Here is a 24,001-nt window from a genome sequence, read left to right on the forward strand (position 1 = left end):
CTCCTCGGCGACCGGATGGGCCTCCTCGCGCGCCAGACAAGCCCCCTCGGCCGCCGGATGGGCCTCCTCGCGCCGGACGAGCCCCCTCGGTGAGGTGGTGACGGGGTCGGTGGGGGCCGCTACCGTGGGCGCGTGCCCGAGCTGCCCGAGGTCGAAGCGCTGGTCCACGACCTGTCCCGCCGTCTGACGGGCCGCGCGGTGGTGCGGGTCGACATCGCGGCGTTCAGCTGCCTCAAGACCTACGACCCGCCGATCAGCGCCCTGGCCGGTGGTCTGGTCGACGGCGTGACCCGGCACGGGAAGTTCCTCGACCTCGACGTCGGGGGCACCCACCTGGTCATCCACCTCGCCCTCGCCGGCTGGGTGCGCTGGCGCGACGAGCTCCCCGAGGCGCCGCCGCGGCCGAGCAACAAGTCACCGCTGGCCGCGCGCATCGTCCTCGACGACGGCTCCGGGCTGGACGTCACCGAGGCCGGCACCCGCAAGGGCCTGGCGCTGTACGTCGTCCGCGACCCCCACGACGTCGAGGGCATCGCCCGGCTCGGCCCCGACCCGCTCGCGGACGCCTTCACCCTCGAGGTCTTCACCGACATCCTGCGCAGCGCCGGACGCTCCCAGATCAAGGGGGTCCTGCGGCAGCAGAGCGTGATCGCCGGCATCGGCAACGCCTACTCCGACGAGGTGCTGCACGCCGCCCGGATGTCGCCGTTCAAGCCGGCCGACAGCCTGTCCGACGACGAGCTGCTGACGCTCTACTCCTCGATCCGCACGGTGCTGGCCGACGCGGTCGCGCGCGCCGACGGCCTGGCCGCCAGCGAGCTCAAGCGTGAGAAGAAGAGCAACCTGGCGGTGCACGGTCGCACCGGGGAGAAGTGCCCCGTGTGCGGCGACACGGTGCGCGAGGTGAGCTTCGCCGACCGGAGCCTGCAGTACTGCCCCACCTGCCAGACCGGCGGCAAGCCCCTCGCCGACCGGCGGATGTCGCGCCTGCTGAAGTAGCCCGGAAGTGATCGGGAGCCCGGATACTTGGGACATGGACGTCCCTGAGCGCGACGCGGTCCACGAGCTGCTCCGGGACGAGGACCTCGACCCCGCGTAGGTGGATGGCGTGCTCGCGTCGCTGGAACGCGGCGCGGGCAGCGGGAAGGACGACTGGGGAGGCAACCTCCTGATGCTCGAGGTCGATCGGGCTGCTGGGACCGTCGCGGTCGGCAACGATCTCGACGCGGACTGGGAGGTGGTGATGTCGTTCGAGTCGTTCCGCACGGTGGCGCGGACCCACGCGGCGGCGATGACGCTGCGACAGGGGGGCCACACGCGGATCAGCCCCGGGTACGCCGAGTCGTTGCGCACCGCGGGCGGGGTGAACGTCGACGACCTGGAGCGCATGGGCTTCCGGGTCACCCGGTGCGACGAGGATCCGCCACCGACCACCTGAGGGACACGGTCGGCAGACCGCCGAGATCGCAGGCCTCGACGCGGCCAGCGCCGAGCGTCACGAGCGGTTGACCGGACGGCTCTCCGGCCACTGACACCGCCCGCCCGACGGGCGGTAGCCTCGCCCCATGATCGAGGTCCCCACCGTCGAGCTGGCCCAGGTGCCGGACCCGTTGCCCGAGGGCGTCACCGTCCTGGACGTGCGTGAGCCCGTGGAGTGGCACCACGGCCGCATCGAAGGGGCCGTGCACGTGCCCTTGACCGAGGTGCCCGGGCGGCTCGAGGAGCTGCCGCGCGACCGCCAGCTGCTCGTCGTGTGCAAGGTCGGCGGGCGCTCGGCCCAGGCCACCGCCTTCCTGCGCGAGAAGGGTTTCGAGGCCCTGAACCTCGAGGGCGGGATGCTCGAGTGGTCGGCCGCCGGACGCCCGATGGTGGGCGACGGGGACGGCGACCCGATCGTCGTCTGACCGGCCCAGCTGACCACCCCGTCAGGGGCCGCCGAACGCCGCCGGCAGCGGCAGCTCGAGGGCGGTCGCCAGACGCCGGAGGTAGTCCTCCCGCGGGACCTCCACCACGCCCAGCGAGGCCAGGTGGGGGGTCTGCCACTGGGTGTCGAGCAGGCGGTGCTCCGCGTGCTCGTCGCGCAGCAGCTCGACCAGGCCGACCAGCGCCACCTTCGAGGCGTCGCGGCGTCGGGTGAACATCGACTCGCCGGCGAACAGGCCGCCGAGCGCCACGCCGTACAGCCCGCCGGCGAGCTCGTCGTCGGCCCAGGCCTCCACCGAGTGCGCCCAGCCCAGCCGGTAGAGCTCGGTGTACGCCGTGGAGATCTCGTCGTCGATCCACCCGCCGGACCGGGTCGGGTCGGCGCAGCCGGCGACCACCTCGGCGAACGCGGTGTCGACCCGGATCTCGAAGTGGGCGCACGACTGGCGCAGCGAGCGGCTCACGCGCAACCCTTCCAGCGGCAGCACGCCGCGCTCCTCGGGCGACCACCACGCCATCGGCGAGCGCCTCGAGCGACGTCGCGCCGCGATCCCCTCCGCCGCCATCGGGAACAGGCCGGCCCGGTAGGCCGCGAGGACCGTGCCGGGGGCGAGGTCCGCGCCGATCGCCACGAGGTCGCCGTCGCCGGAGTCCGCAGGCGGGAACGCCCACGGGCTGGGAGGCGGGTCGAGGGGCACCTGCTCATGCTTGCAGAGCACCTGTGAGGCCGGTGGCGCTGCGGTGCGCCGGGAGGGGGCGCCGCCGGCCCGGGAGGCGGTGACCGGGAGGTGCCGCCGGCCCCTGCGTACGCTGCTCCGCATGGACGGTGAACGGCGACCGGGCGACCGCCGGCCCGGCGACCGGCAGCCGGGCGAGCGGGCCAGGTGGATCCGGGACGGACTGTCCCGACGAGCACCCGAGGCGACCGCCGGCTTCGTGCACGCCGCCCTCGAGCGCGCCATCCGCGGGGGCGGCCCGCTGGACGGCGCGGCCACGGTCGCCCGCAAGGCGCTCGACGCGGGTGGTCAGCGCGACGCGATCGCGTTGCTCGACGCGGCCGTGACCCAGGTGATCGAGACCCACGTGCGGCTGGCCGGCGCCCAGGGCTTCGCCACCAACGTCGGCGGGCTGGTCACGATGGCCGTGACCGTGCCGAGCAACGTCGCCGGGCTGGCGCTCGTGCAGTGCCGGATGGTGGCGGCAGTGCTGCACCTGCGCGGCTACGACCTCGAGGACCCCCGGGTGCGCAACGCGATCCTGGCGACCCTGCTCGGGGAGGAGAAGGTGCTGTCCCTGGTGGCGCGGGCCAAGCTCCCCGGGACGCCGATGGCGCTGGCCACCGCGCCCGTGCACGACCCCCACCTCGACGGGGTGGTGGCCGCCGAGGTGGCCTCGGAGCTGCTGACCAAGGTCGCGGGCAAGCGCCTGGCCACCACCGTGGGGCGACGGGTGCCGGTCGTGGGCGGTCTCGTCGGGGCCGGGACCGACGGCTTCGCGACCTGGCAGGTGGGTCGCTACGCCGACCGCGAGTTCCTGGCCCGCAGGCGCCGGTAGACCTTGAGCCCGCCGCGCGCCACCGCGTTGCTCTCCGACAGCGCGAGCAGGCGCTGCTTGCGCTGGTAGCCCGGGGCGCTCTTCAGGTCCGCGATGACGCCGTCGCGGTGGGCGATGACGCCGTGCAGCTCGACCTCGACGTCGCGCAGCTTGGCGGCCTCGAGGGTCATCACCTCGAGGGCGTCGAGGGCTGCTGCGGCCACCTGCTCCTCGTCGCAGTCGTCGGGGTCGACGAAGGGACGCGGCGCGGAGGGCAGCAGCTCGTCGAGGTCGCCGACGACGGAGTAGCCACGCCCGCGCAGCTCCTCGACCCAGGTCCGCGACAGCTCCGCGGCCCAGTCGTAGGCCTCCTGCGGCAGCGCCAGCCGCGGCGACCCCGACCGGCCGGAGAGGTGCCGGTGGACGACCATCTCGCGGACCAGGGAGCGGTACATCCGGCTCTCGAGGACGTCGTTGAGCCGCGTGTTGAGGCGGCGCACCATCTCCGACTCGGGCACGCCCAGGGAGACGTTGGCGCGCTCCGACGGCGGGAAGGCCGTGGGGTCGAGGCCGAAGAGCGAGGCGAACCGCTCCCACAGGACCAGCGGGCCGGCGCCCGGCTGCGGCACGGTGACCACGTGCACCCGCTCCGGAGGCAGGGTGGAGCCCCACCGGTCCAGCACGTCGGGCAGCTCCTGGACCCCCCAGAACCACTGCGCCACCTCGGACTCGCGGGCGGGGTCGCGCAGCTCCTCCAGGAAGGTGCCGTAGGTGCGCACGCGGCGGTGCTTGACGTTCTCCTGCCACTCCGCGGGCACCTGGCGGACCAGGTCCCGGGCCGAGAGCACCAGGTGCACCTCGGTCTCCGGTGACCCCGCGGTGAGGGAGGCGAGCGCCCGGGCGACCTGCGTGCGCGAGGCGGTGCCGAGGATCTCGTGGCTGACCACCACGGTGTGGCCCTCCCAGGCCCGCACCTGCGCGGCGAGCCGGTCCCACGCCCCGACGGCCTGCGCCTCCAGCCCGCCCCAGGGCAGCTCCATCAGGTCGAGCGCGGCCAGGAAGTGGGCGTCCTCGCGGTCGGCGGGGTAGAGCACGCCCTGGGCGCGCAGCTGCTCACGGTTGCGGAACAGGATGTCCTGCACGAAGGAGGTGCCCGTCTTGGGCGTCCCCACGTGGAGGATCACCCGGCGGGGTGCGCCGGAGGTCACGTCAGTCTCGTCCTTCCTGGAGCCGCCACGCCCGGAGGCAGGCCACCAGGGCGAGCTCCAGGGTGCTGTCGGGATCGATCAGCCCGACGCCGCGAGCCGTCGGGTCCGTGCTCGGCGCCAGGTCTCCCACAAGGCCGGGGTCGCCGAGCACAGGGTAGTCAGCCGCACGCAGGTCCGCTGCCACCCGCGCGGCCTCTCGGCGCGCCCAGGCCCGCGACCGAGGGGGTACGCCGAGGGCGCGCCCGGCCGCTGGCCCGTCCGCCGTGGCGTCCAGCGCCAGGGCGAGCGCCTCGCGCAGGTCGCCCAGGGACCGGTGACCGGGGGAGGCGGCCAGCCGCAGCGCCGGGTTGAGGCGGCGACGCAGGTCGGCGGCCCGCGGGTCCGGTGGGTGCGGCGCCGGGCCGGTGGGGGCGGGCAGGCCGAGGCCCTCGGCGGTGCGGACGCGCAGGTCGGCCAGGTCGCGGCCGAGCACGACGCTGACCCGGTCCTGCGGGCACGCGCGGCGCACGCCGTCGGCGGTGGCGGCCACGTCGACGGAGGTCGGCAGCCGGTCCAGGCTGCGCCAGCGACGCCACAGGGTGGTCCAGCGCAGCCGGCTCCCGCGCCGGGTGGTGGTGTCCCAGTGCAGCGCGGCCAGCCCGTCCAGGGGGAGGCCGACCACGAGGTGGTGGGGACGCCGGTCACCCTCGGCCCAGCCGGCGGCGAGCAGGTCGCGGCGTACGACGTCCGCGGCGAGGGTGGGGCCGTGCACCCGGAACTGCGGGCGCCGGGAGCGGGGCCGCCAGGAGCGTCGCGGCGGCGGTGCGGGCTCCGCCCGCGGGAGGCGTACGCCGGGCAGCAGGTGCACCAGCAGGCCGCCCGCGACCCGGAGCAGCTCCTCGACCCCGACGTCGGCCGGGTCGACCGGGGCGGACCCGAAGCGGGGTCGCTCGGGCCAGGGCAGGGGCACGTCGACCAGCCCCCGCCCGGGCAGCGAGGTCGTCAGGACCCGCTCGGCGAGACCGGGGACGGGGCCGCCGGCCCGCGCCACCAGCCGCCGGAGCAGCTCGAGCTGCGGGCTCGTTGGGAGCGGGTCGGTCGAGGCGGGATGGTGCGCGGGAGGGTCGGCGGCCCAGTCAGCCCAGGGGGTGCGGCCGCCCGCGGCGACGTGGTCGGCCCAACCCAGGACGGCGGCGGCGTACCCGGTCCGGGGGGAGCTCGCCTGCGTCATGGTCGGTCATTGTGCCGGGGCGAGCGCGGTGACGACGCGCGAGGGGCTGGGGCGGCCGAGCACGCCGGCCATCCAGGTGCTCGTGGCGACCAGCGCGTCGAGGTCGACACCGGTGGCGACGCCGAGACCGTGCAGCATCCAGACCAGGTCCTCGGTGGCCAGGTTGCCGGTGGCGCTCTCGGCGTACGGGCACCCGCCGAGGCCGCCGGCGCTGGCGTCGAAGGTCGTCACGCCGTGCCGCAGCGCGGCGTACGCGTTGGCCAGCGCCTGGCCGTAGGTGTCGTGGAAGTGCACCGCCAGCACGTCGTCGGCCAGACCGGCGTCGTTGAAGGCGGTCAGCAGGTCGCCGACGTGGCCGGCCGTGCCGACGCCGATGGTGTCGCCGAGGGAGAGCTGGCTGGCGCCGAGGTCGAAGAGACGGCGTCCCACGTCGACCACCTGGTCGATCGGGACGGCCCCCTCCCAGGGGTCGCCGAAGCACATGCTGACGTAGGCGCGGACGTCCAGCCCGGCCGCGCGGGCGCGCGTGACCGTCGGCTCGAACATCGCGAACTGCTCGTCCAGGCTGCGGTTGAGGTTCTTCTGCGCGAAGGTCTCGGTGGCGCTGCCGAAGATCGCGACGTGCTCGCAGCCCAGCTCCAGGGCGCGGTCGAGCCCGCGCTCGTTGGGCACCAGGACGGGGTGTCGACGACCCTCGGGGCCGAGCAGCTCCAGCAGCTCGGCCGCGTCGGCCAGCTGGGGGACCCACCGGGGGTGCACGAAGCTGGTCGCCTCGACGACCGGCAGGCCCGCGGCGACCAGGCGGCGCACGAAGTCGGCCTTGTCGGCGACCGGGACGATCCCCTTCTCGTTCTGGAGACCGTCGCGGGGGCCGACCTCGTAGATCGTCACCTGCTCGGGCAGCGGCTGGTCACTCATCGTCGGTCCCTCCGGTCGCGTGCACCTCGAACAGCACCTGCCCCAGCTTCACCTGGTCGCCCACCCCGGCGCCGACCACGGTGACGGTGCCGTCGTGGGGGGCCTTGAGGGCGAGCTCCATCTTCATCGCCTCGACCACGCCGAGGCGCTGGCCGGCGCTGACCCGGTCGTCGACCGCGACGTCGACGGCCAGGACGGTGCCCGGCATGGGGGACACCAGGGTGCCCTCCCCGGCGCCCGCGCCGTGGGTGGCGAGCACGTCGGGCCGCTCGAAGACGAACCGCTGACCCCGCACGACCACCTCGGTCACGTGGGTCTGCACGTTCACGACCGCCTGGTGGCGTCGGCCCTCGACCAGGAGCTGCACCACGTGCCGTTCGGCGAGCAGCTGCGTCACGGGGACGTCGCCGACCAGGCCGCGGTCGCGGTCGACCCTGAGAACCGGGACCACCTCGTCCAGCTCGATCCGGAAGGGCGCGGGGGCGGCGTTGAGCCGGAACCCGTCGGCGCGCAGCACGCCGGTCTCGCCGTGGTCGGCCAGCAGCATCGCCTGGGTCCAGGCCGCGAAGACCCGCGCCAGGTCCGGGCCGGGCGCGGGCACCTCGGCGGTGTCGAGCCAGGCGGTGTCGATGGTCGCGTCGCGGAACTCCTCGCCGGCCACCAGCGTGCGCAGGAAGCCGGCGTTGGTGGTCAGGCCCAGGACGGCGGTGTCGTCGAGCGCGGCGACGAGGGCCAGCCGGGCGCTCTCGCGGTCGGGCCCGGCGGCGATCACCTTGCCCAGCATCGGGTCGTACGCCGTGCTGACCACCTGCCCCGACTCCAGCGCGTGGTCGACGCGGCAGCCCTGCGGCCAGCGCACGAGGGTCGCCGTGCCGGCCTGGGGGAGGAACCCGCCGAAGGAGTCCTCGGCGTAGACCCGGGCCTCGATCGCGTGCCCGGTGATCGCCACGTCGACCTGGTCGAAGCCGAGCGGCAGCCCCGCCGCCACCTGCAGCTGCAGGTCGACGAGGTCCAGGGGCGCCCCGGCCACGGACACGGCCAGCTCGGTGACGGGGTGCTCGACCTGGAGGCGGGTGTTCATCTCCAGGAAGTAGAACCGGCCGGTCGCGTTGTCGAGCAGGAACTCCACGGTGCCGGCGCCGGTGTAGCCGACCTCGGCGGCCAGCGCGACCGCGGCCGCCGTGACCTCGTCGCGCTGGGCCTGGCTGATCGTGGGGGCCGGGGCCTCCTCGAGCACCTTCTGGTGGCGGCGCTGGGTCGAGCAGTCGCGCTCGAAGAAGTGCAGCACCCGCCCCTGCGCGTCGCCCAGGACCTGCACCTCGACGTGGCGCCCGGACTCGACGTAGGTCTCGACCAGCATGGTGTCGTCGCCGAAGGAGCTGGTCGCCTCGCGGCGCGCGGCGGCCAGGGCGTCGGCGTACTCCTCGGGGGTGCGGACCACGCGCATCCCCTTGCCGCCGCCGCCGGCCGCGGCCTTGACCAGCACGGGCATCTGGAAGGTCGCGGGGTCGGCGTCCACGGCGTACGACGGGACGACGGGGACGCCGGCCCGCTCCGCCACCTCGCGGGCGGCGTCCTTGCGGCCCATCCGGTCCATCACCTCGGCGGTCGGGCCGACCAGCACGATGCCGGCCTCCTCGAGCGCCCGGGCGAAGGAGGCCCGCTCGGAGAGGAAGCCGTAGCCCGGGTGCACCGCCTGGGCGCCCACCGCGCGTGCCGCCGCGACGACCGCGTCGACGTCGAGGTAGCTCTCCACGCGCACCGCGTCGTCGGCCTCCCGCACGTGCGGTGCCCGGGCGTCGAGGTCGGTGAACAGCGCCACGCTGCGCAGCCCGCGCTGGCGGCACCCGCGGATCACCCGCCGCGCGATCTCCCCGCGGTTGGCGATCAGGACGGTCGTGATGGTCATGGTCCTCACATCCGGAAGATGCCGTAGGAGGGCGGCGGGACGGGCGCGTGGGCGGCGACGGCCAGGCCGAGGCCGAGCACCCGGCGGGTGTCGAGCGGGTCGATCACGCCGTCGTCCCAGAGCCGCGCGGTCGAGTAGTACGGCGACCCCTGGTGCTCGTACTGGTCGCGGATCGGGGCCTTGAACTCCTCCTCCGCCTCCGCCGACCACTCCTCGCCGCGGGCCTCGAGGCCGTCGCGACGCACGGTCGACAGCACGCTGGCGGCCTGCTCGCCGCCCATCACCGAGATCCGCGCGTTGGGCCACATCCACAGGAACCGCGGGTCGTAGGCGCGCCCGCACATGCCGTAGTTGCCGGCCCCGAAGGACCCGCCGATGACGACCGTGAACTTGGGCACCACCGAGCAGGCGACCGCGGTGACCAGCTTGGCGCCGTCGCGGGCGATGCCGCCGTTCTCGTACTCCCGCCCGACCATGAAGCCGGTGATGTTCTGCAGGAAGACCAGCGGGGTGCGGCGCTGGTTGCACAGCTCGATGAAGTGCGCGCCCTTGCGGGCGGACTCGCCGAACAGGATGCCGTTGTTGGCCACGATCCCGACGTCGTGGCCCCAGATCGTGGCGAACCCGCAGACGAGCGTCTCGGCGTACAGCTTCTTGAACTCGTGGAAGCGGCTGCCGTCGACGATCCGAGTGATCACCTCGCGGACGTCGTACGGCGTGCGGGTGTCGGCCGGCACCACGTCGTACAGCTCGGTCGGGTCGGCGACCGGCTCCTCGACCTCGAGGGCCGCCGGCCGGGCGTCGTGGCCGAGACCCTGCTCCGGCAGCGTCGCCACGATCGAGCGCACGATCGCCAGGGCGTGGGCGTCGTCCTCGGCCAGGTGGTCGACCACGCCGGAGGTGCGGGCGTGGACGTCGCCGCCGCCGAGGTCCTCGGCCGTGACGACCTCGCCGGTCGCGGCCTTCACCAGCGGCGGGCCGCCGAGGAAGATCGTGCCCTGCTCCTTGACGATCACCGACTCGTCCGACATCGCCGGGACGTAGGCGCCGCCGGCCGTGCAGGAGCCCATCACCGCCGCGACCTGCGGGATGCCGGCCGCCGAGAGGTTGGCCTGGTTGAAGAAGATCCGGCCGAAGTGGTCCCGGTCGGGGAAGACGTCGTCCTGCATCGGCAGGAACGCGCCGCCCGAGTCGACCAGGTAGAGGCAGGGCAGCCGGTTGGCGTGCGCCACCTCCTGGGCCCGCAGGTGCTTCTTGACCGTGATCGGGTAGTAGGTGCCGCCCTTGACGGTCGCGTCGTTGGCCACGATCACGCAGTCGCGGCCCTCGACTCGACCGATCCCGGTCACGATGCTGGCGCTGGGCACGGCGTAGTCGTCACCGTCGGCGCCGTACATCCCGTACGCCGCCAGCGGGCTCAGCTCCAGGAACGGGCTGCCGGGGTCGAGCAGGGCGTCGACGCGGTCGCGGGCGAGCATCTTGCCGCGGCCGGTGTGCTTGGCGCGGGCGGACTCCGAGCCGCCCAGGTGCACCCGGGCCGTGCGCGCGCGGAGCTCCTCGACGAGCGAGGCGAGGTCAGAGGTCACGGCGCGATGTTAGCGATCGCTAACATGCCGCGCCAGGGCGGGGCGCGAGGTGCCCTGCCAATGTCGCGGGTGGTGCTCCTGGGGCGACCGGACCGACCCGATCGCCACATCCCCACGGGGGGACGAGGCAGATGTGGCCCGTGGGGTCAGGTCCCACGCTCCCGGGTGCGGGTCGTGCCCACATGTGCAGCGCCCCCTCGTGGGGATGTGGCCCAGGTGCCTCGCCGGACACCACTCCCGTCCCGCCCGCAACATTTGCTGGGGGAGGTGAGCACCACAGGACCACCCGGGTTCGGCGGCGGGAGAGCCGCCCGCGCCCTACCCTCGGGGCATGCCCGAGCGTCCGGTCCCGCCGCAGCGGCGCCTCGCGCTCGGCGTGGCGATCGCCGTGTCGGTGCTCCTCGGTCTGGGTGGCTGGTGGGTCGTGGCCGGTCGCGCCCACGACGCGGTGTCGGTGGGGAGCCTGTTCGGGCTCCAGTGCAAGGACCCGAAGATGGCGAGGATCGACCCCCACCCGAGGGTGGTCCTGGTCCCCGACATGGACTGCCGTCACACGGTGGACGTCACCCGGCTCGGACGCCTGCCGGTGCGGCTCGTGGAGGTGAGGTACCCCGGGCTCGGCCCCCACGGTGCGCTCTCCGCGCAGGTGGACAGCCTGCGCTGGGCTGGGCGGACCTACCGGCCCGTGCCCGACGCGGACGACGCGATCTTCCGGGTCGACAAGATCGTCCCGGAGTCGGGCTTCCCCCAGGAGGCGGTCGCGCACCTGAGCTACCGGGCCGGGACCTGCTCGATGGCCGCGGTGACGACCTCGTCGAGGATGCCGGTCGTGACACTGCGCGCGTTCGGGCTGCCGCGCGAGGTCCGACCCGAGGCCACGACCTTCCTCGTGCTGGACCCGCGGCGTGCGGGTCGCAGCTGTCCGGGTGACTCGGACTGATCCCCGCCGGCCTGGGCGGTACGGCGTGCGGCGGACGGCCCGCTCGTTCCCGAGGAGCCGTGCGAGGCGGAAGTCACCGCCGACGATTGGGGGGAGTGACCCCCGCGCCCGTAGCCTGTGCGCCGTGAACCGACGCGAGCAGATCCTGGCCACGGCGGCCGAGCTGTTCGCCCAGAAGGGCTTCCACGGCGTCTCGATCGCCGAGCTGGGAGCCGCCTGCGGCTTCTCCGGGCCGGCGCTCTACCGGCACTTCCGCTCCAAGGACGCGGTGCTCGCCGCGATGCTGGTCAACATCAGCGACGAGCTGCTGGCCGAGGGGCGCGCCCGCGTCGCCGCCGCAGGCTCACCGCGCGAGGCGCTGAGCAGCCTGATCGAGTGGCACGTGAGCTTCGCCCTCGAGCACGAGGCGCTCATCGTCGTGCAGGACCGCGACTGGTCCGCCCTGCCGCTGGAGGCGCGCGAGAAGGTGCGCGACACCCAGCGCGCCTACATCGAGGTGTGGGCCGAGCAGCTGCGGGCGGTCCAGCCCGACCTGTCCGAGCGGGCCGCCAGCGCTGCCGTTCACGCGGCCTTCGGCCTGCTCAACTCCACGCCCCACAGCGCCTTCCTGGAGTCCGAGGAGATGTCGGCCCTGCTCCGCCAGATGGCCGAGCGGGCCCTGCTCGCCGCCTGACCCGGCCCGGCTCAGAGCAGCCGGCTCACCGTCTCGTCGTACGCCGCGGAACGGGCGTCGGCCAGGCCGTGACCGGAGGGCGCCTCCTGGGCCAGGGCGAGGATCTGGGCCGCGCGGGCACGGGCGTCGTCGCGCTCGACGGCCCCGGGAGCGGGTCCTGAGCGGGGCCCGGTGACGGCCTCGTCGATCTGCTCCAGCAGCGCCTCGCGGGTGCGGCCGCGCAGCAGCAGGAGGACGTAGGGGTCGGTGTCGACCGACCACGCCAGCTGTTGGAGCAGCGCGAGCACGTGCACGCAGGGCTGCACCCGCGCGTCGCAGTCGCAGGCGGTGGTGATCGCCTCGGGGCCCGGGAGGACCTCGGTGCCGGCCTCGTCGGCGCGCTCGACCAGCTCGACCGGCAGGTCGCCGGCCTCGAGCGCCGCGGCGAACCCGCTCTCCCGGGCGGCCTCGCGCACCAGCACCTCCCAGCCGCCCCCGCCGAGCCGCTCCACCCGCACCTGGGGGATCCACGACTCCTCGCCCTGCGGGTCGACCACCGCGGAGGCCATCCCGGTGATCACGACCGTCGCGCCCAGGCGCCCCGAGCGGGCCAGCCGCCGCGCGGCCACCAGCTCGCCGGGGTCGACGGTCAGCTCCTCGAAGGAGCGCACGAACGCCCGGGCCCACCACGACGTCGTCGGCGGGCTCGCGCGCACCCGGCCCCGCCGCGGCAGGACCAGCGGGTCAGGCACCGGGGTCCGGGCCGTCGGTGCCGCGCCGCCGCCCGAGCCGGCGGTCGTCCTCGCGGCGCAGCGTGACCAGGTCGCGCAGCTCGGTGTCGCTGAGCTCGGTCAGCGCGGCCTCCCCGGCGCCGAGCACCGAGTCGGCGAGCGCACGCTTGCGGGCCAGCAGCTCGTCGACCTTCTCCTCGATCGTGCCCTCGGTGAACAGGCGGTGCACCTGGACCGGGCGGGTCTGGCCGATCCGGTAGGCCCGGTCGGTGGCCTGGTCCTCCACGGCGGGGTTCCACCAGCGGTCGAAGTGGATGACGTGGTCGGCCCGGGTGAGGTTGAGCCCGGTGCCACCGGCCTTGAGCGAGAGCAGGAAGACCGGCGCGGCGCCGTCCTGGAAGTCGCGCACCATCTGCTCCCGGGCGGGCACGGGGGTGCCGCCGTGCAGGAAGAGGGTCGGCACGGACGCCGCGGTCAGGTGGCGCTGGAGCAGGCGGGCCATCTCGACGTACTGGGTGAAGACCAGGACCGCGCCGTTCTCGGCCAGGATCGTGCCGACCAGCTCGTCGAGGAGCTCCAGCTTCTCCGAGCGTCCCTTGAGCCGTCCGGCGGGCTGGCGCAGGTAGTGGGCCGGGTGGTTGCAGATCTGCTTCAGACCGGTGAGCAGGGCCAGGACCAGGCCGCGGCGGGTCTGCTCGTCGGCCCGCTCGATACGGTCCATCGACTCGCGCACCAGCGCCTCGTAGAGGACGACCTGCTCGTGGGTGAGGTTGACCCGCTCGTCGGTCTCGGTCTTGACCGGCAGCTCGGGGGCGATGCCCGGGTCGGACTTGCGGCGCCGGAGCAGGAACGGCTCGACCAGCTGCGCGAACTCCCGGGTGATCGCCGGGTCGGCGCCGCCCTCGATCGGCCCCGCCCAGACCTTGCGGAAGGCGTTGCGCGAGCCCAGCAGGCCCGGCGTGGCCCAGTCGAGGATCGCCCACAGCTCGGTGAGGTCGTTCTCGACCGGGGTGCCGGTCAGCGCGACCCGGCAGCGCGAGGTGATGCTGCGCAGGTGGCGGGCGGTGGAGGAGCGCGCGTTCTTGACGTGCTGGGCCTCGTCGGCGACCACCAGGTCCCACGGGACCCCCGGCAGCAGCCGGGGTCCGTCGGCGGCGGCGTCGAGCCGCATCGTGCCGTACGTCGTGAGCACGAACCCGTCCTCGAGCCCCTCCAGCGTCCGACCGGGACCGTGGAACCGGCGGGTGGCCACCCCGGGGGCGAAGCGGCGGATCTCGGCCTCCCAGTTGCCCATCAGCGAGGCCGGGCAGACCACGAGCGTCGGCCCGCTCGCCAGCCCGCGCTCGCGGCGGTGCAGGTGCAGCGCGATCAGGGTGACCGTCTTGCCCAGCCCCATGTCGTCGGCCAGGCAGGCACCCAGCCCGGCGCCCGTGAGCTCGGCCAACCAGGTGAACCCGTGCCGCTGGTAGTCGCGGAGGGTGGCCGTGAGGCCGGCCGGGGTCGGCAGCGGAGGAGCCGCGGCCGCTCCGACGACGCGGTCCCGGACCTTCTCCAGGGTCGCCCCCGGGTGCACCTCCATCACGCCGCCGTCGAGGTAGAGCTTGCCGGTCAGCGCCGCCTGGAGCGCCACCACCGGGGCGAGCGGGACGTGGTCGGAGCCGGCCCGCACGCGACGGCGGGCGCGGCGGGCGACGGCCGGGTCGATGACGACCCAGTTGTCGCGCAGCCGGATCACCGGTGAGCGCGCCTCGGCGAGCGCGGTCATCTCCTCGTCGGTCAGGGTGCCGCCGTCGGCGCCGGCCGGCCCCCCGGGACCGAGCGCGAGCCGCCAGTCGAAGGAGAACAGCGCCGCCTCGGTGAACAGGCCCTCGATCAGCGCCCCCTCGCGGGGGGAGGCCGCGGTGTCGACGCGGCCCTGGGGGACCAGCTCCTGGCGCAGACCGCGCGGCCAGAACACGTCGACGCCGACCGCGTCCAGCGCGGTCAGACCGGTGTCGAGCAGGTCGGTGAGCTCCTCGGCGTCGAGGGTGATGCGGTCGGGGACCGGCAGCCGCAGCAGCCGGTCGAGCGGTCCCCAGGCCTCGGTGGCCGCCCGCAGCGCGGTGGCGAGCGCGACGCGGGCCCGGCGAGCGAACCCGTGCTCGTCGGCGTCGCCGCGCCAGAGCCGCTCGGCGTCGGCGAAGTGGGCGTCGTCGTCGACGTCGTGGGCCACCGGCACGACCACGACCCCGCCGTCGACCAGCGCCTCCTCGGGCGACTCGACCCGCAGCGCCAGTCGCACGCGGTGCGGCAGCCGTGCGTCCGGGTCCTCCGCGGCCGCGACCCGCTCGGCCAGGGTGCGTCGGGGTGCGGTTGCCGGGCCGGAGGGTCCCGCCGACCCGGTGGACCTGGGGGGTCCACCCGTCGGGGACGGCGGCCGGGTCATCGTGTCCGCGACGGCGTCGACCAGCAGCCGGACCTCGGCCTCGGCCTCCGCGGCCGAGCGGTCCGCCAGCGGGCGGGAGGTGGCCAGCGCGTGGAACCGGGCGTGGTCCTCGGCCTCCAGCGGCCCCACCCGCCAGGAGTCGCCGGTCTCCGAGAGCCGCACCCGGCCGGCCGCGACCAGCTTCATCGCCAACAGGGTGGCACCGCTGAGCAGCCCCACCGAGGGGTGCGCGTCGGGCACCCGCATCGCCCGGGTCAGCACCGGGATCGCCCCGCGCATCGGCATCCGCACCGTGCGCGCCGGGCCGGAGAACTCCACCTCGCTCTCGCGGGGCGGGTCGGCGGCCACGAGGGCGGCCGGCCCCTGGAGCGGGACGAAGCTCACGGTGGTCCCTCCTCCCGGGTCCGCGGGCGGCTGGGTGGCCCGGGTCGAGGTCCGAACCTAACCGGGCGCACCGACAGGGCCGCGTGCCGGCCCGCCGGGTCGGCGTGCGTCGCCGTCCGTCGCCCTAGCCTGGGCCGGTGACCCCTCCCGCGATCGAGCCCCACGCGACCGGTACGGCCCGGACGGACGACGGGGCCGAGCTCTACTGGGAGTCCTCGGGCAACCCGGACGGCCTCCCGCTGGTGTGGCTGCACGGCGGCCCGGGCGGGGGACTGGGGTCCGGCGGCTACCGGCGGAGCCCCGATCCCGCGCGGTGGCGGATCATCGGCCTCGACCAGCGGGCCTGCGGCCGCAGCCGGCCGCTGGTCAGCGATCCCGGGTTCGACCTCGCCGGGCTGACCACCGCCCGGATGGTGGCCGACCTCGAGCAGCTCCGCGAGCACCTCGGGGTCGAGCGCTGGCTGGCGGCCGGCGGGTCGTGGGGCTCCACCCTCGCCCTGGCGTACGCCGAGGCGCACCCCGACCGCGTCACCGGCCTGGTCCTGTACGCCGTCACCACCGGCTCGCGCCGGGAGATCGACTGGATCAGCGAGGGGGTCGGCCGGATCTACCCGGAGGCCTTCGAGGCGCTGGACGCCGGGTCGGGCCGACGGCCGGGCCAGCGGGTCGTCGAGGCCTACCTCGAGCGGCTGACCGGCCCCGACCCGGAGGTGCGCCGGGCGGCCGCGGTCGCCTGGTGCACCTGGGAGGACGCCCACGTGGCCATCGGGCACCGCGCCCTGGGGTTCCCGGTCGGCGGCTTCCTGGGCCGTGACGCGGACGAGCAGGTCCGGATCGCGACCCACGTCGTGCACAGCTGGGCCCACGACTCGTTCCTGGGCGAGAGCGGGATCCTCGACGGGCTGGACGCGGTCACCCACCTGCCGTGCGCGATGGTCCACGGACGCCTCGACGTGAGCGGACCCGTCGAGACCGCCTGGCGGCTCCACCGGCGCTGGCCCGGGAGCCGCCTGGTCGTGGTCGAGGAGGAGGGCCACGGCGGGCCGCTGATGAGCGAGGCGCTCGCGTCGGCGTACGCCGAGATGGAGGCGTACGCCGAGGCCTCGCGCTAGTCGATGCCCTGGATCGCCCGGGCGACGGCCTTGGGGACGCGGCCGTCGAAGACGCCCGGGATGATGAAGCTGGCGTTGAGCTCCTCGTCGGAGACGCAGTGGGCGATCGCGTCGGCGGCGCGCAGCAGCATCTCCATGGTCACGTCCTTGGCGCGGGCGTCGAGCAGGCCGCGGAAGACGCCGGGGAACGCCAGCACGTTGTTGATCTGGTTGGGGTAGTCGGAGCGACCGCTGGCGACCACGGCGGCGTAGCGGCCCGCCTCGGCCGGGTCGATCTCGGGGTCGGGGTTGGCCAGCGCGAACACGATCGGCTTGTCGGCCATGTCGGTGATCCACTCGCCCTCGAGGACGCCCGGCGCGCTGACGCCGATGAAGACGTCGGCCCCGGTCAGCGCGGTGTGCAGGTCGCCGCGGACCTTGCGGGGGTTGGTGCGCGAGGCCAGCTCGGCCATCGCCGGCGACAGCGTCTCGTCGCCCTCGGCCAGGGCGCCGTCCTTGTCGCAGACCACGACGTCCTGGGCGCCGGCGGCCAGGAGCAGGGTCACGATCGCGGTGCCCGCGGCGCCGGCGCCGGCCACCACGACGCGCACGTCGGCGAGCTTCTTGGTCACGCAGCGCAGGGCGTTGGTCAGCGCGGCCAGGACCACGATCGCGGTGCCGTGCTGGTCGTCGTGGAAGACCGGGATGTCGAGGCGCTCGCGCAGCCGACGCTCGATCTCGAAGCACCGGGGGGCGGCGATGTCCTCGAGGTTGATGCCGCCGAAGCCGGGCGCGATCGCGGCGACGACGTCGACGATGCGGTCGGTGTCCTGGGTGTCGAGGCAGATCGGCCAGGCGTCGATGTCGGCGAAGCGCTTGAACAGCGCCGCCTTGCCCTCCATGACCGGCAGCGCCGCGCCGGGCCCGATGTTGCCCAGGCCCAGGACCGCCGAGCCGTCGGTGACGACGGCGACGCTGTTGCCCTTGACGGTCAGGCGGGCGACGTCGTCGGGGTTCTCGGCCAGCGCCAGGCTGACCCGCCCGACGCCGGGGGTGTAGGCCATCGAGAGGTCGTCGCGGGTCCTGAGCGGCACCTTGGACCGGACCTCGATCTTGCCGCCGATGTGCAGCAGGAAGGTGCGGTCGGAGACCTTGTGGACGGTGATGCCCTCGAGCGTGCGCAGGTGGTCGACGATCTCGTTGGCGTGCTCGGAGTCGGTGGCCGAGCAGGTCACGTCGTAGACGATCCGGTCGTGGCGCGACTCCGCGACGTCGAGCGCGGTGACGATGCCGCCCTCGGTGGCGATGGCGGTGGCGATCTGCCCGACCAGGGCCGGGTCCACCTCGGTGAACAGTCGCACCGTGATGCTGTAGGACCCGCTCGTGGCTGCTCTGCGCTTCTTCTCGACCATGAGGGCATCCTGCACCGCGGGCGTCGTTACCCGCGAGTCGTGAGGTCGGTCACGGCCGTGAACACTGTGTACACAAGCCGGTCCCGGGTCCCGCGTCGACGGCCGGCCGGCTCAGGACTCGGCGCCCAGGGTGACCGGCAGGACGGCGGCGGCGCCGGCCTGGCGCAGGGCCCGAGCGGCCAGGGTGAGGGTCCAGCCGGTCACGACGAGGTCGTCGACCAGCAGCACCGGACCGCCGTCGAGCGGCTCGTCGACGGCCAGCCGGGCCCGACGGGTGACCGCCGCGACGCGACGGGCCGAGTTGGCCGCGCCCGCACCGGGGGGCACGTCGTGGTCGGCGATCTCCCACCGGGCCACCAGCGGCAGCCGCATCAGCCGGGACAGGCCGGTGGCCAGGTCGCGCACCAGCTCGGGACGACGGGCGGACTCGACGTAGGCCACCCCGGTCGGGCGGGTGCCCCACTCGGGCGCCCAGTCCCGGAGCACCTCGACGACGGCGTCGACCAGCGACGAGGGCACCGGACCGTCGGTGGCGTCGGGGGCGAACAGCGCGCGCAGCGCCTGCCCGTGGCCAAGGTCGGTGAGTCGGCCCACGGCGCGGCCGGGCTCGGCGCCGTCGGCGATCTTGCCCTTGAGGTCCAGGCCCAGGTTGGTCAGCGCGGTCGGCCACATCTTGCGCGGCGCGAGGGTCACCCCGGGACGCCGCAGCCGGCTGCCGGCCTGCTCCACGGCCTCGCCGGAGACGTCGGCGGACAGGTGGGCGCCGCCGCAGTTGTCGCAGCGGCCGCAGTCGGCCGCCTCCGGGTCGTCGAGCTGCTCGCGCAGGAAGCGCATCCGGCAGCCGTCGGTGGCGACGTAGGCCAGCATCGCGGCCTGCTCCTCGCGCCGGGCCGCGGCGACCCGCTCGTAGCGCTCCTGCTCGTAGACCCAGTCCTGACCCGTCGCGACCCAGCCGCCCTGGACCCGGTCGACGGCGCCGTCGACGTCGAGCACCTTGAGCATCGTCTCGAGCCGGTTGCGGGACAGGTCGACGTGGGTCTCGAGCTGGGCGGTCGACATCGGCCTCTCGGAGCCCGCGAGCGCGTGCAGCGTCGTGCGGACGTGCTGCTCGGGCGGGAACGCCAGCGAGGCGAAGTAGCGCCAGACGTCGCGGTCCTCGTGGGCCGGCAGCAGGATGACCTGGGCGTCGGTGGTGCCGCGGCCGGCGCGGCCGACCTGCTGGTAGTAGGCGACCGGCGAGGCCGGGGCGCCGAGGTTGATGACGAAGCCGAGGCGGGCGTCGAACCCCATCCCGAGCGCGCTGGTCGCGACGAGCGCCTTGAGCCGCCCGGCGAGCAGGTCCTGCTCGAGGGCCTGGCGCTCGGTGGCCTCGGTCTGACCGGAGTACGCCGCCACGGCGTGCCCCCGCGAGCGCAGGTGCTCGGCCACCTCCTGCGTCGCGGCCACCGTCAGGGTGTAGACGATCCCGGAGCCCTCGAGGTCGGCGAGGTGGTCCGAGAGCCAGGCCAGGCGGTGCTCGGGCCGGTCCAGACGGAGGACCGAGAGGTGCAGCGACTCGCGGTCCAGGGTGCCGCGCAGGACCAGGACGTCGTCGCCCAGCTGCTCGGCGACGTCGGCGGTGACCCGCTGGTTGGCGGTCGCGGTGGTGGCCAGGACCGGGATGCCGTCGGGCAGGGTGGCCAGCATCTGGCGGATGCGGCGGTAGTCGGGACGGAAGTCGTGTCCCCAGTCGGAGATGCAGTGGGCCTCGTCGACCACGAGCAGACCCGCGGTCTCGGTGAGCTGGGGCAGCACCTGCTCGCGGAACGACGGGTTGTTGAGCCGCTCGGGGCTCACCAGCAGGACGTCGATCTCGCCGGCGTCGACCCGGGCCTGGATGGCCGACCAGTCGTCGACGTTGGTGGAGTTGATGGTCGCGGCCCGGATGCCGGCCCGGTCGGCGGCCTCGATCTGGTTGCGCATCAGCGCGAGCAGCGGGGAGATGATCACCGTCGGCCCGGCGCCCAGCGAGCGCAGCAGGGCCGTCGCCACGAAGTAGACCGCCGACTTGCCCCACCCCGTGCGCTGGACCACGAGCACGCGGCTCTGCTCGACGACCAGCGCCTCGATGGCCGCCCACTGGTCGTCGTGGAGGCGCGCGTCGGGTGACCCGACCAGCGCCCGGAGGTGCTGCTCGGCCTCGTCGCGGGCGCTGGTGGCGGCGCCGGGCTGCGTCGTGGTGCTCATGGGGGTCTGTCTACCAAGGCGCACCGACAGCCGCGAGGCCGAGGGGCGGGGCCTGTGGACGACCGGTCGGGCGGCGGTGGGCGGCCCCGGTCACCCGGTCACTCGTTGACGAGCACCGGGACGCCCACCGCCGCCGCGACGACGGTGTCCCGGAGGTCGCGCGGGACCGCGACGGTGAACCGCTCGTGCTCGACCGGGAGGTGGGCCCCGGCCTCGTCGTGGACGGTGGCGTGGTGGACCCACCGACGGGTCGCCACGAGGCGGCCCGACCGGTCGTAGAAGCCGGCGACGACCGCCAGCTCGAGGAGGTCGCTGACGTCGCTGGTGACGGTGATCGTCCCGGTGACGCGCTGGCGGTCCAGGGCGAGGCCGGACCAGCGGAAGCGGTCGTCGAACGGGCCGGCGACCCGGGCGACGGTGCCGCGCGCGGGAGCCGCGGAGGTGAGCCCCGGGAGGGTGGGCTCCGCGGTCGCCGGGGTCAGGCCGGTCAGCCGGGTGCGGGCGCCGGAGGCGTCGACGACCGACCGGTCCTGGGCGGTGGTGCGGGAGGTCTCGGCGCTCGTGGTGCCGGAGTGCTGGAGGCCGGCCACGACGAGACCGGCGACGAGGGCGGCGACGAGGAGCGTGCCGAGGAGGACGTGGATCCGGGTGGGGCGCATGGTGCCTCGGATTTCACTGTTCAGGGCCCGGGAGTCGGGCCGGGACTTCGGGTCGGGGCTGCCGGGCCGGGTGACGGCCCGGCAGCCCCGGGGAGGGGTGGTGCCCCGAGGGGCGGGGGTCAGCGGGTCACGCCGAGGGCCGAGCCCACGATCCCGAAGAGGTCGGTGTTGTCGATGCTCCCCTCGAGCGCCGAGGAGCCGGCGCCGTAGGAGAAGACCGGGACGTCGGCACCGGTGTGGTTGCCCGAGAGGTAGGTCAGCCACAGGCTGGCCTCGGGGGAGCCGTCCTCGACGCCGGGAGCGTCGTCGGGCGTGCGGAACGTCGCGGGCGCGAAGTTCTTCGGGTCACCGGCGCCGGAGCCGTTGACCGGTCCGGTCGAGCGGGCCGGGTCCTTGGCGCCGCTGGTGGGACGGCTCGGGGTCGAGTTGTTCGCGGTGTTGCCCGAGTCGACGTTGGCGGGCGGCGCGGCCGCCTCGGCGTTGGTGTAGGTGCCCTTCTCGATGATGTTGAAGCCGGCGCACTCGTGGTCGGCCGTGACGATCACGAGGGTGTGGCCGTCCCGCGCGGCGAAGTCCCGCGCGACCTTCACCGCGTCGTCGAAGGCCTTGATCTCCTCCAGCGTCTGCGCGGCGTCGTTGGCGTGCGACCGCTTGTCGATCAGCGCGCCCTCGACCTGGAGGTAGAAGCCCTTCCCCCCCTTGCCCGCCTTCTTCGCGGCAAGCAGGTCGATGGCCTTGCTGGTCAGCGCCGGGAGCGTGGGCTCCTGGGCCTGCGCCGAGGAGGGGTTCTGGCGCTTGTACTTCTCGATGGTGAGGTTGCCCTTGTTGAACAGCCCGAAGACCTTGGCGCCGCTGGCCGATGCGAGGTCGGCCTTGGTCGCGACGGTCTGGGTGGTGGGGGACCCGAGCACGCGGTAGCCCTGCGCCTTCAGGGCGTCCTCGTCGCTGGCCTCGAAGCGGGACAGACCGCCTCCCAGGATGACGTCGGCGGTGCCGTTGCGGGCGATCTGGTCGGCGATCGGCGTGACGCGCACGTCCGAGGTCGGGAGCGGCCCGCCGGTGACCGAGGGGTCCTGGCAGGCGGCGGCGGAGTACGTCGGGCCCTGGCAGCCCCGGGCGAGCGCGTGGCTCATCTGGGCCGCCGGCGTCGCGTCGGTGATCTCGGCGGTGGACACGTTGCCGGTGCGGTAGCCGGCGTTCTTGGCCAGCTCCATCACGGTCGGCTTGACGTCGCCCTTGGCGTCCACGCCGAGGGCCGCGTTGTAGGTCTTGACCCCCGAGGCCCAGGCCGTGGCGGCCGAGGCGGAGTCGGTGACCAGGTTGGGGGAGAAGTCGGCCGACCCGGGCTGGCCGGACCGCTTGTTCACGGCGTACGTCGAGACCTGGCCGGTGGTGCCCAGGTTCTCCATGTTCAGGTGGCCGGCGGCGCCGTAGAAGCGCTCGCGGCCCGCGGTGACGTGGGTCCGACCCATGCCGTCGCCGAGGAGGTAGATGACGTTCTTGATGCGCCGGGAGTCTCGGGGCGAGTCGGCGCTCGCCGTCGTGGTGGAGCTGAGGATGGTCGAGCCGGTGACCGCGGCCAGCACGACGAGTGTCGTGCCCACCGTTCGAGAGGTCGTGCGTGGGGACATGGTGTTCCTTCGCTGAGCAGGCGAACGTGCGCCGGGTGGCGCACCCGACGGACGCTAGGCAGCCCGCACCGCCGTCGGAGCCCGCCGGGATGAACACCCGGTGGCGAGGCGGTGAACGCGACGGCGGAAGGCCCCGGACCGCCCCTCAGCCCCGTCGCGCGACCACCGCGCCGGTGTTGGTGGCGACGGCGAGCAGGCGGTCGGTGAGCACCACCTGGTAGGGCCAGTACGTCGTGCTGATGCCGTCGGTGGGCAGCGCGGCGTCGGTGGTGCTGCCGTCGCGCAGGTCCAGCGTCCGCAGCGCGCTGGTGCCGCCGAGCAGCAGGTGGTCGGCGTCCAGCGAGGGTTGCGCGTCGAGGGAGAAGCCGTAGGGCAGCTGCTGCGGTCGCGCCGGCAGGGTGCGGGTCCACAGCCGCCGCCCGCCCGAGGTGCCGTACGCCGCGAGGCCGGCGGTCACGCGCACCAGCAGGCGGCGCCCGCGCAGGGTCACGTCGTACGCCTCGTTGCGGGCCGGCGAGATCGTCCACCGCGGCGTCCCGTCGGGGTCGACCGCGACCATCCGCTCGGACTGCTCACCCGCCCGGCGGGCCTGGAGGTACGCCGACCCCGACGCGTCCACGCCGATCACGTGCACGTCCTCGGCGCGCGAGGTCGGCAGCGTCCAGGTCGTGCTGCCGTCGCGGTCGTCGAGCATCGCGACGCCGGTGCCGCTGGGACGCGCCCGCAGCGAGGAGTCCTCGAGCAGCTGGTCGGCCCCGCGCCCGCCGACCAGCAGGCCGTGGGCGCCCGCGCTGCCCAGGTAGTCGCCGGCGTCGGCGTCCAGGGTCCGGCTCCACCGCACCCGGCCGTCGCGGCTGTCGAGGCGGGTGACGCGCTCGCGCCCGCCCGCGGCCGGGGTCAGGACGACGACCGAGCCGTCCCCGAGCAGCTGGGTGGCGAAGGGCCGGGTCCCGCGCACGGCGACGTCCCCCACGCGCGCGCACCAGCGCCGGCGACCCGTGCCCGCGTCGAGCAGCACCACCTCCGGGGCGGCGTCGGCGGGCAGGGTGGCCACCAGGTAGGAGCGCGCGTCCGCGTCGTACGCCGACCGGCCGGCCTGGACCCGCACGCTCCACCGCGGCCGCAGGGTGCGGTCGTCGAGCATCGTGAAGTCGGGGTTGTCCCGGGTGCGGACCCCGAGCCCCTGGGCGTACGCCGACAGCTGGGCCCACTGGTCGTAGTCGTAGCCGACCGCCCCCAGCACCGGCCCGACCGGCGGCCCGTCGGCCGCGAGCCGCGCCACCAGCCGGTCGCGCCGGGCGTCGGGCTGCCGGGCTCGGTCGGCCGCCCCGAGGAACGGCGACGACGACTGCGCCGCGGTCCGCGAGACGACCCCGGCTCCGCAGGCGGCCTCCTGGCGCAGCTGGTGCACGGCCACCGCGCCCCCGCCGGCCGCCACGACGAGGGCCGCGAGCAGCCCGAGCCCCCAGGTCCGCCGGCTGGCGAGCAGCGGGCGCCGCGGCTCCTCGCCGTCGCCGCCCCGACCCGCCTCGCTCACGCGGTGAGCCTAGACAGGGTTGGGCC

Annotated in this window: 20 protein-coding genes; 7 read left to right on the forward strand and 13 right to left on the reverse strand. The window is 74.8% G+C overall.

Annotated features, from left to right (window positions below):
* Positions 1 to 132: 132 nt before the first annotated feature.
* The 3 genes from ACYVDA_RS02475 (at position 133) to ACYVDA_RS02485 (ending at position 1,904) form a co-directional block, all read left to right on the forward strand.
* Positions 133 to 999, forward strand: a complete 867-nt coding sequence (locus ACYVDA_RS02475) for an Fpg/Nei family DNA glycosylase (RefSeq protein WP_460814681.1) — start codon at positions 133 to 135, stop codon at positions 997 to 999.
* 109 nt (positions 1,000 to 1,108) lie between these two features.
* Positions 1,109 to 1,438: a hypothetical protein gene (locus ACYVDA_RS02480; protein ID WP_460814684.1), complete on the forward strand. Its 330-nt coding sequence runs from the start codon at positions 1,109 to 1,111 to the stop codon at positions 1,436 to 1,438.
* Between the two features lie 127 nt (positions 1,439 to 1,565).
* A complete protein-coding gene (locus tag ACYVDA_RS02485) occupies positions 1,566 to 1,904 on the forward strand; it encodes a rhodanese-like domain-containing protein (RefSeq protein WP_460814687.1) in 339 nt (112 codons plus the stop codon).
* A gap of 21 nt (positions 1,905 to 1,925) precedes the next feature.
* Here ACYVDA_RS02485 and aat read toward each other — a convergent pair whose 3' ends face one another.
* Entirely contained in the window at positions 1,926 to 2,621 is a 696-nt protein-coding gene (aat, locus tag ACYVDA_RS02490; protein ID WP_460814690.1) for a leucyl/phenylalanyl-tRNA--protein transferase, read from the reverse strand.
* 121 nt (positions 2,622 to 2,742) lie between these two features.
* Here aat and ACYVDA_RS02495 point away from each other — a divergent pair, with 121 nt between their 5' ends.
* The gene (locus tag ACYVDA_RS02495; protein WP_460814693.1) at positions 2,743 to 3,477 is read left to right on the forward strand and encodes an EcsC family protein; all 735 of its coding nucleotides are present in this window, start codon (positions 2,743 to 2,745) and stop codon (positions 3,475 to 3,477) included.
* Here ACYVDA_RS02495 and ACYVDA_RS02500 read toward each other — a convergent pair.
* From ACYVDA_RS02500 to ACYVDA_RS02520, 5 genes are read right to left on the reverse strand one after another with little or no spacing between them, the layout of a single operon-like run.
* Positions 3,438 to 4,664, reverse strand: a complete 1,227-nt coding sequence (locus ACYVDA_RS02500; RefSeq protein WP_460814696.1) for a hypothetical protein — start codon at positions 4,662 to 4,664, stop codon at positions 3,438 to 3,440. The genes ACYVDA_RS02495 and ACYVDA_RS02500 overlap by 40 nt on opposite strands.
* Before the next feature lies 1 nt (position 4,665).
* Positions 4,666 to 5,874, reverse strand: a complete 1,209-nt coding sequence (locus tag ACYVDA_RS02505; RefSeq protein WP_460814699.1) for a hypothetical protein — start codon at positions 5,872 to 5,874, stop codon at positions 4,666 to 4,668.
* A 6-nt stretch (positions 5,875 to 5,880) separates the two neighbouring features.
* The gene (locus ACYVDA_RS02510; RefSeq protein ID WP_460814703.1) at positions 5,881 to 6,792 is read right to left on the reverse strand and encodes a hydroxymethylglutaryl-CoA lyase; all 912 of its coding nucleotides are present in this window, start codon (positions 6,790 to 6,792) and stop codon (positions 5,881 to 5,883) included.
* Positions 6,785 to 8,701, reverse strand: coding sequence for an acetyl/propionyl/methylcrotonyl-CoA carboxylase subunit alpha (locus ACYVDA_RS02515; RefSeq protein ID WP_460814705.1), 1,917 nt, complete (start codon positions 8,699 to 8,701; stop codon positions 6,785 to 6,787). The genes ACYVDA_RS02510 and ACYVDA_RS02515 overlap by 8 nt, the downstream gene beginning before the upstream one ends.
* Before the next feature lie 5 nt (positions 8,702 to 8,706).
* On the reverse strand, positions 8,707 to 10,287 hold the full coding sequence (locus tag ACYVDA_RS02520) for a carboxyl transferase domain-containing protein (RefSeq protein WP_460814707.1): 1,581 nt from the start codon (positions 10,285 to 10,287) through the stop codon (positions 8,707 to 8,709).
* Positions 10,288 to 10,618: 331 nt separating this feature from the next.
* On the opposite strand from ACYVDA_RS02520, the gene ACYVDA_RS02525 reads away from it, so the two are divergent.
* Positions 10,619 to 11,227 carry a hypothetical protein gene (locus ACYVDA_RS02525; RefSeq protein WP_460814710.1) on the forward strand — a complete coding sequence of 203 codons (609 nt, stop codon included), beginning with the start codon at positions 10,619 to 10,621 and terminating at the stop codon, positions 11,225 to 11,227.
* 124 nt (positions 11,228 to 11,351) lie between these two features.
* A complete protein-coding gene (locus ACYVDA_RS02530; RefSeq protein ID WP_460814712.1) occupies positions 11,352 to 11,900 on the forward strand; it encodes an SACE_7040 family transcriptional regulator in 549 nt (182 codons plus the stop codon).
* 11 nt (positions 11,901 to 11,911) lie between these two features.
* Here ACYVDA_RS02530 and ACYVDA_RS02535 read toward each other — a convergent pair whose 3' ends face one another.
* Together ACYVDA_RS02535 and ACYVDA_RS02540 are read right to left on the reverse strand one after the other, a co-directional pair.
* Positions 11,912 to 12,631: an SWIM zinc finger family protein gene (locus ACYVDA_RS02535; protein ID WP_460814714.1), complete on the reverse strand. Its 720-nt coding sequence runs from the start codon at positions 12,629 to 12,631 to the stop codon at positions 11,912 to 11,914.
* Positions 12,624 to 15,419: a DEAD/DEAH box helicase gene (locus ACYVDA_RS02540; protein WP_460814716.1), complete on the reverse strand. Its 2,796-nt coding sequence runs from the start codon at positions 15,417 to 15,419 to the stop codon at positions 12,624 to 12,626. Before ACYVDA_RS02540 ends, ACYVDA_RS02535 begins: the two co-directional genes overlap by 8 nt.
* 137 nt (positions 15,420 to 15,556) lie before the next feature.
* On the opposite strand from ACYVDA_RS02540, the gene ACYVDA_RS02545 reads away from it, so the two are divergent.
* Positions 15,557 to 16,531, forward strand: coding sequence for an alpha/beta fold hydrolase (locus ACYVDA_RS02545; protein WP_460814718.1), 975 nt, complete (start codon positions 15,557 to 15,559; stop codon positions 16,529 to 16,531).
* Here the strand turns inward: ACYVDA_RS02545 and ACYVDA_RS02550 are convergent.
* The 5 genes from ACYVDA_RS02550 to ACYVDA_RS02570 all read right to left on the reverse strand — a co-directional run bounded on the left by ACYVDA_RS02550 (position 16,528) and on the right by ACYVDA_RS02570 (position 23,975).
* Positions 16,528 to 17,922 (reverse strand): malic enzyme-like NAD(P)-binding protein, encoded by a 1,395-nt coding sequence (locus ACYVDA_RS02550; RefSeq protein ID WP_460814720.1) that lies wholly within the window; start codon positions 17,920 to 17,922, stop codon positions 16,528 to 16,530. The genes ACYVDA_RS02545 and ACYVDA_RS02550 overlap by 4 nt on opposite strands.
* A gap of 111 nt (positions 17,923 to 18,033) precedes the next feature.
* Positions 18,034 to 20,148 carry a RecQ family ATP-dependent DNA helicase gene (locus ACYVDA_RS02555; RefSeq protein ID WP_460814722.1) on the reverse strand — a complete coding sequence of 705 codons (2,115 nt, stop codon included), beginning with the start codon at positions 20,146 to 20,148 and terminating at the stop codon, positions 18,034 to 18,036.
* Positions 20,149 to 20,246: 98 nt separating this feature from the next.
* Complete coding sequence (locus ACYVDA_RS02560) at positions 20,247 to 20,807, reverse strand: hypothetical protein (protein ID WP_460814724.1); 561 nt, start codon at positions 20,805 to 20,807, stop codon at positions 20,247 to 20,249.
* A gap of 119 nt (positions 20,808 to 20,926) precedes the next feature.
* Entirely contained in the window at positions 20,927 to 22,438 is a 1,512-nt protein-coding gene (locus ACYVDA_RS02565; RefSeq protein ID WP_460814727.1) for an alkaline phosphatase, read from the reverse strand.
* Between the two features lie 145 nt (positions 22,439 to 22,583).
* A complete protein-coding gene (locus ACYVDA_RS02570) occupies positions 22,584 to 23,975 on the reverse strand; it encodes an outer membrane protein assembly factor BamB family protein (protein WP_460814730.1) in 1,392 nt (463 codons plus the stop codon).
* Positions 23,976 to 24,001 lie beyond the last annotated feature (26 nt).

This window comes from Nocardioides korecus (assembly GCF_054778395.1).

Coding starts and splice junctions, on each gene's coding strand:
- ACYVDA_RS02510 (WP_460814703.1), bottom strand. CDS start 6,792: ATGAGTGACCAGCCGCTGCCCGAGCAGGTGACGATCTACGAGGTCGGC.
- ACYVDA_RS02485 (WP_460814687.1), top strand. CDS start 1,566: ATGATCGAGGTCCCCACCGTCGAGCTGGCCCAGGTGCCGGACCCGTTG.
- ACYVDA_RS02555 (WP_460814722.1), bottom strand. CDS start 20,148: ATGAGCACCACGACGCAGCCCGGCGCCGCCACCAGCGCCCGCGACGAG.
- ACYVDA_RS02560 (WP_460814724.1), bottom strand. CDS start 20,807: ATGCGCCCCACCCGGATCCACGTCCTCCTCGGCACGCTCCTCGTCGCC.
- ACYVDA_RS02505 (WP_460814699.1), bottom strand. CDS start 5,874: ATGACGCAGGCGAGCTCCCCCCGGACCGGGTACGCCGCCGCCGTCCTG.
- ACYVDA_RS02495 (WP_460814693.1), top strand. CDS start 2,743: ATGGACGGTGAACGGCGACCGGGCGACCGCCGGCCCGGCGACCGGCAG.
- ACYVDA_RS02550 (WP_460814720.1), bottom strand. CDS start 17,922: ATGGTCGAGAAGAAGCGCAGAGCAGCCACGAGCGGGTCCTACAGCATC.
- ACYVDA_RS02565 (WP_460814727.1), bottom strand. CDS start 22,438: ATGTCCCCACGCACGACCTCTCGAACGGTGGGCACGACACTCGTCGTG.
- ACYVDA_RS02515 (WP_460814705.1), bottom strand. CDS start 8,701: ATGACCATCACGACCGTCCTGATCGCCAACCGCGGGGAGATCGCGCGG.
- ACYVDA_RS02525 (WP_460814710.1), top strand. CDS start 10,619: ATGCCCGAGCGTCCGGTCCCGCCGCAGCGGCGCCTCGCGCTCGGCGTG.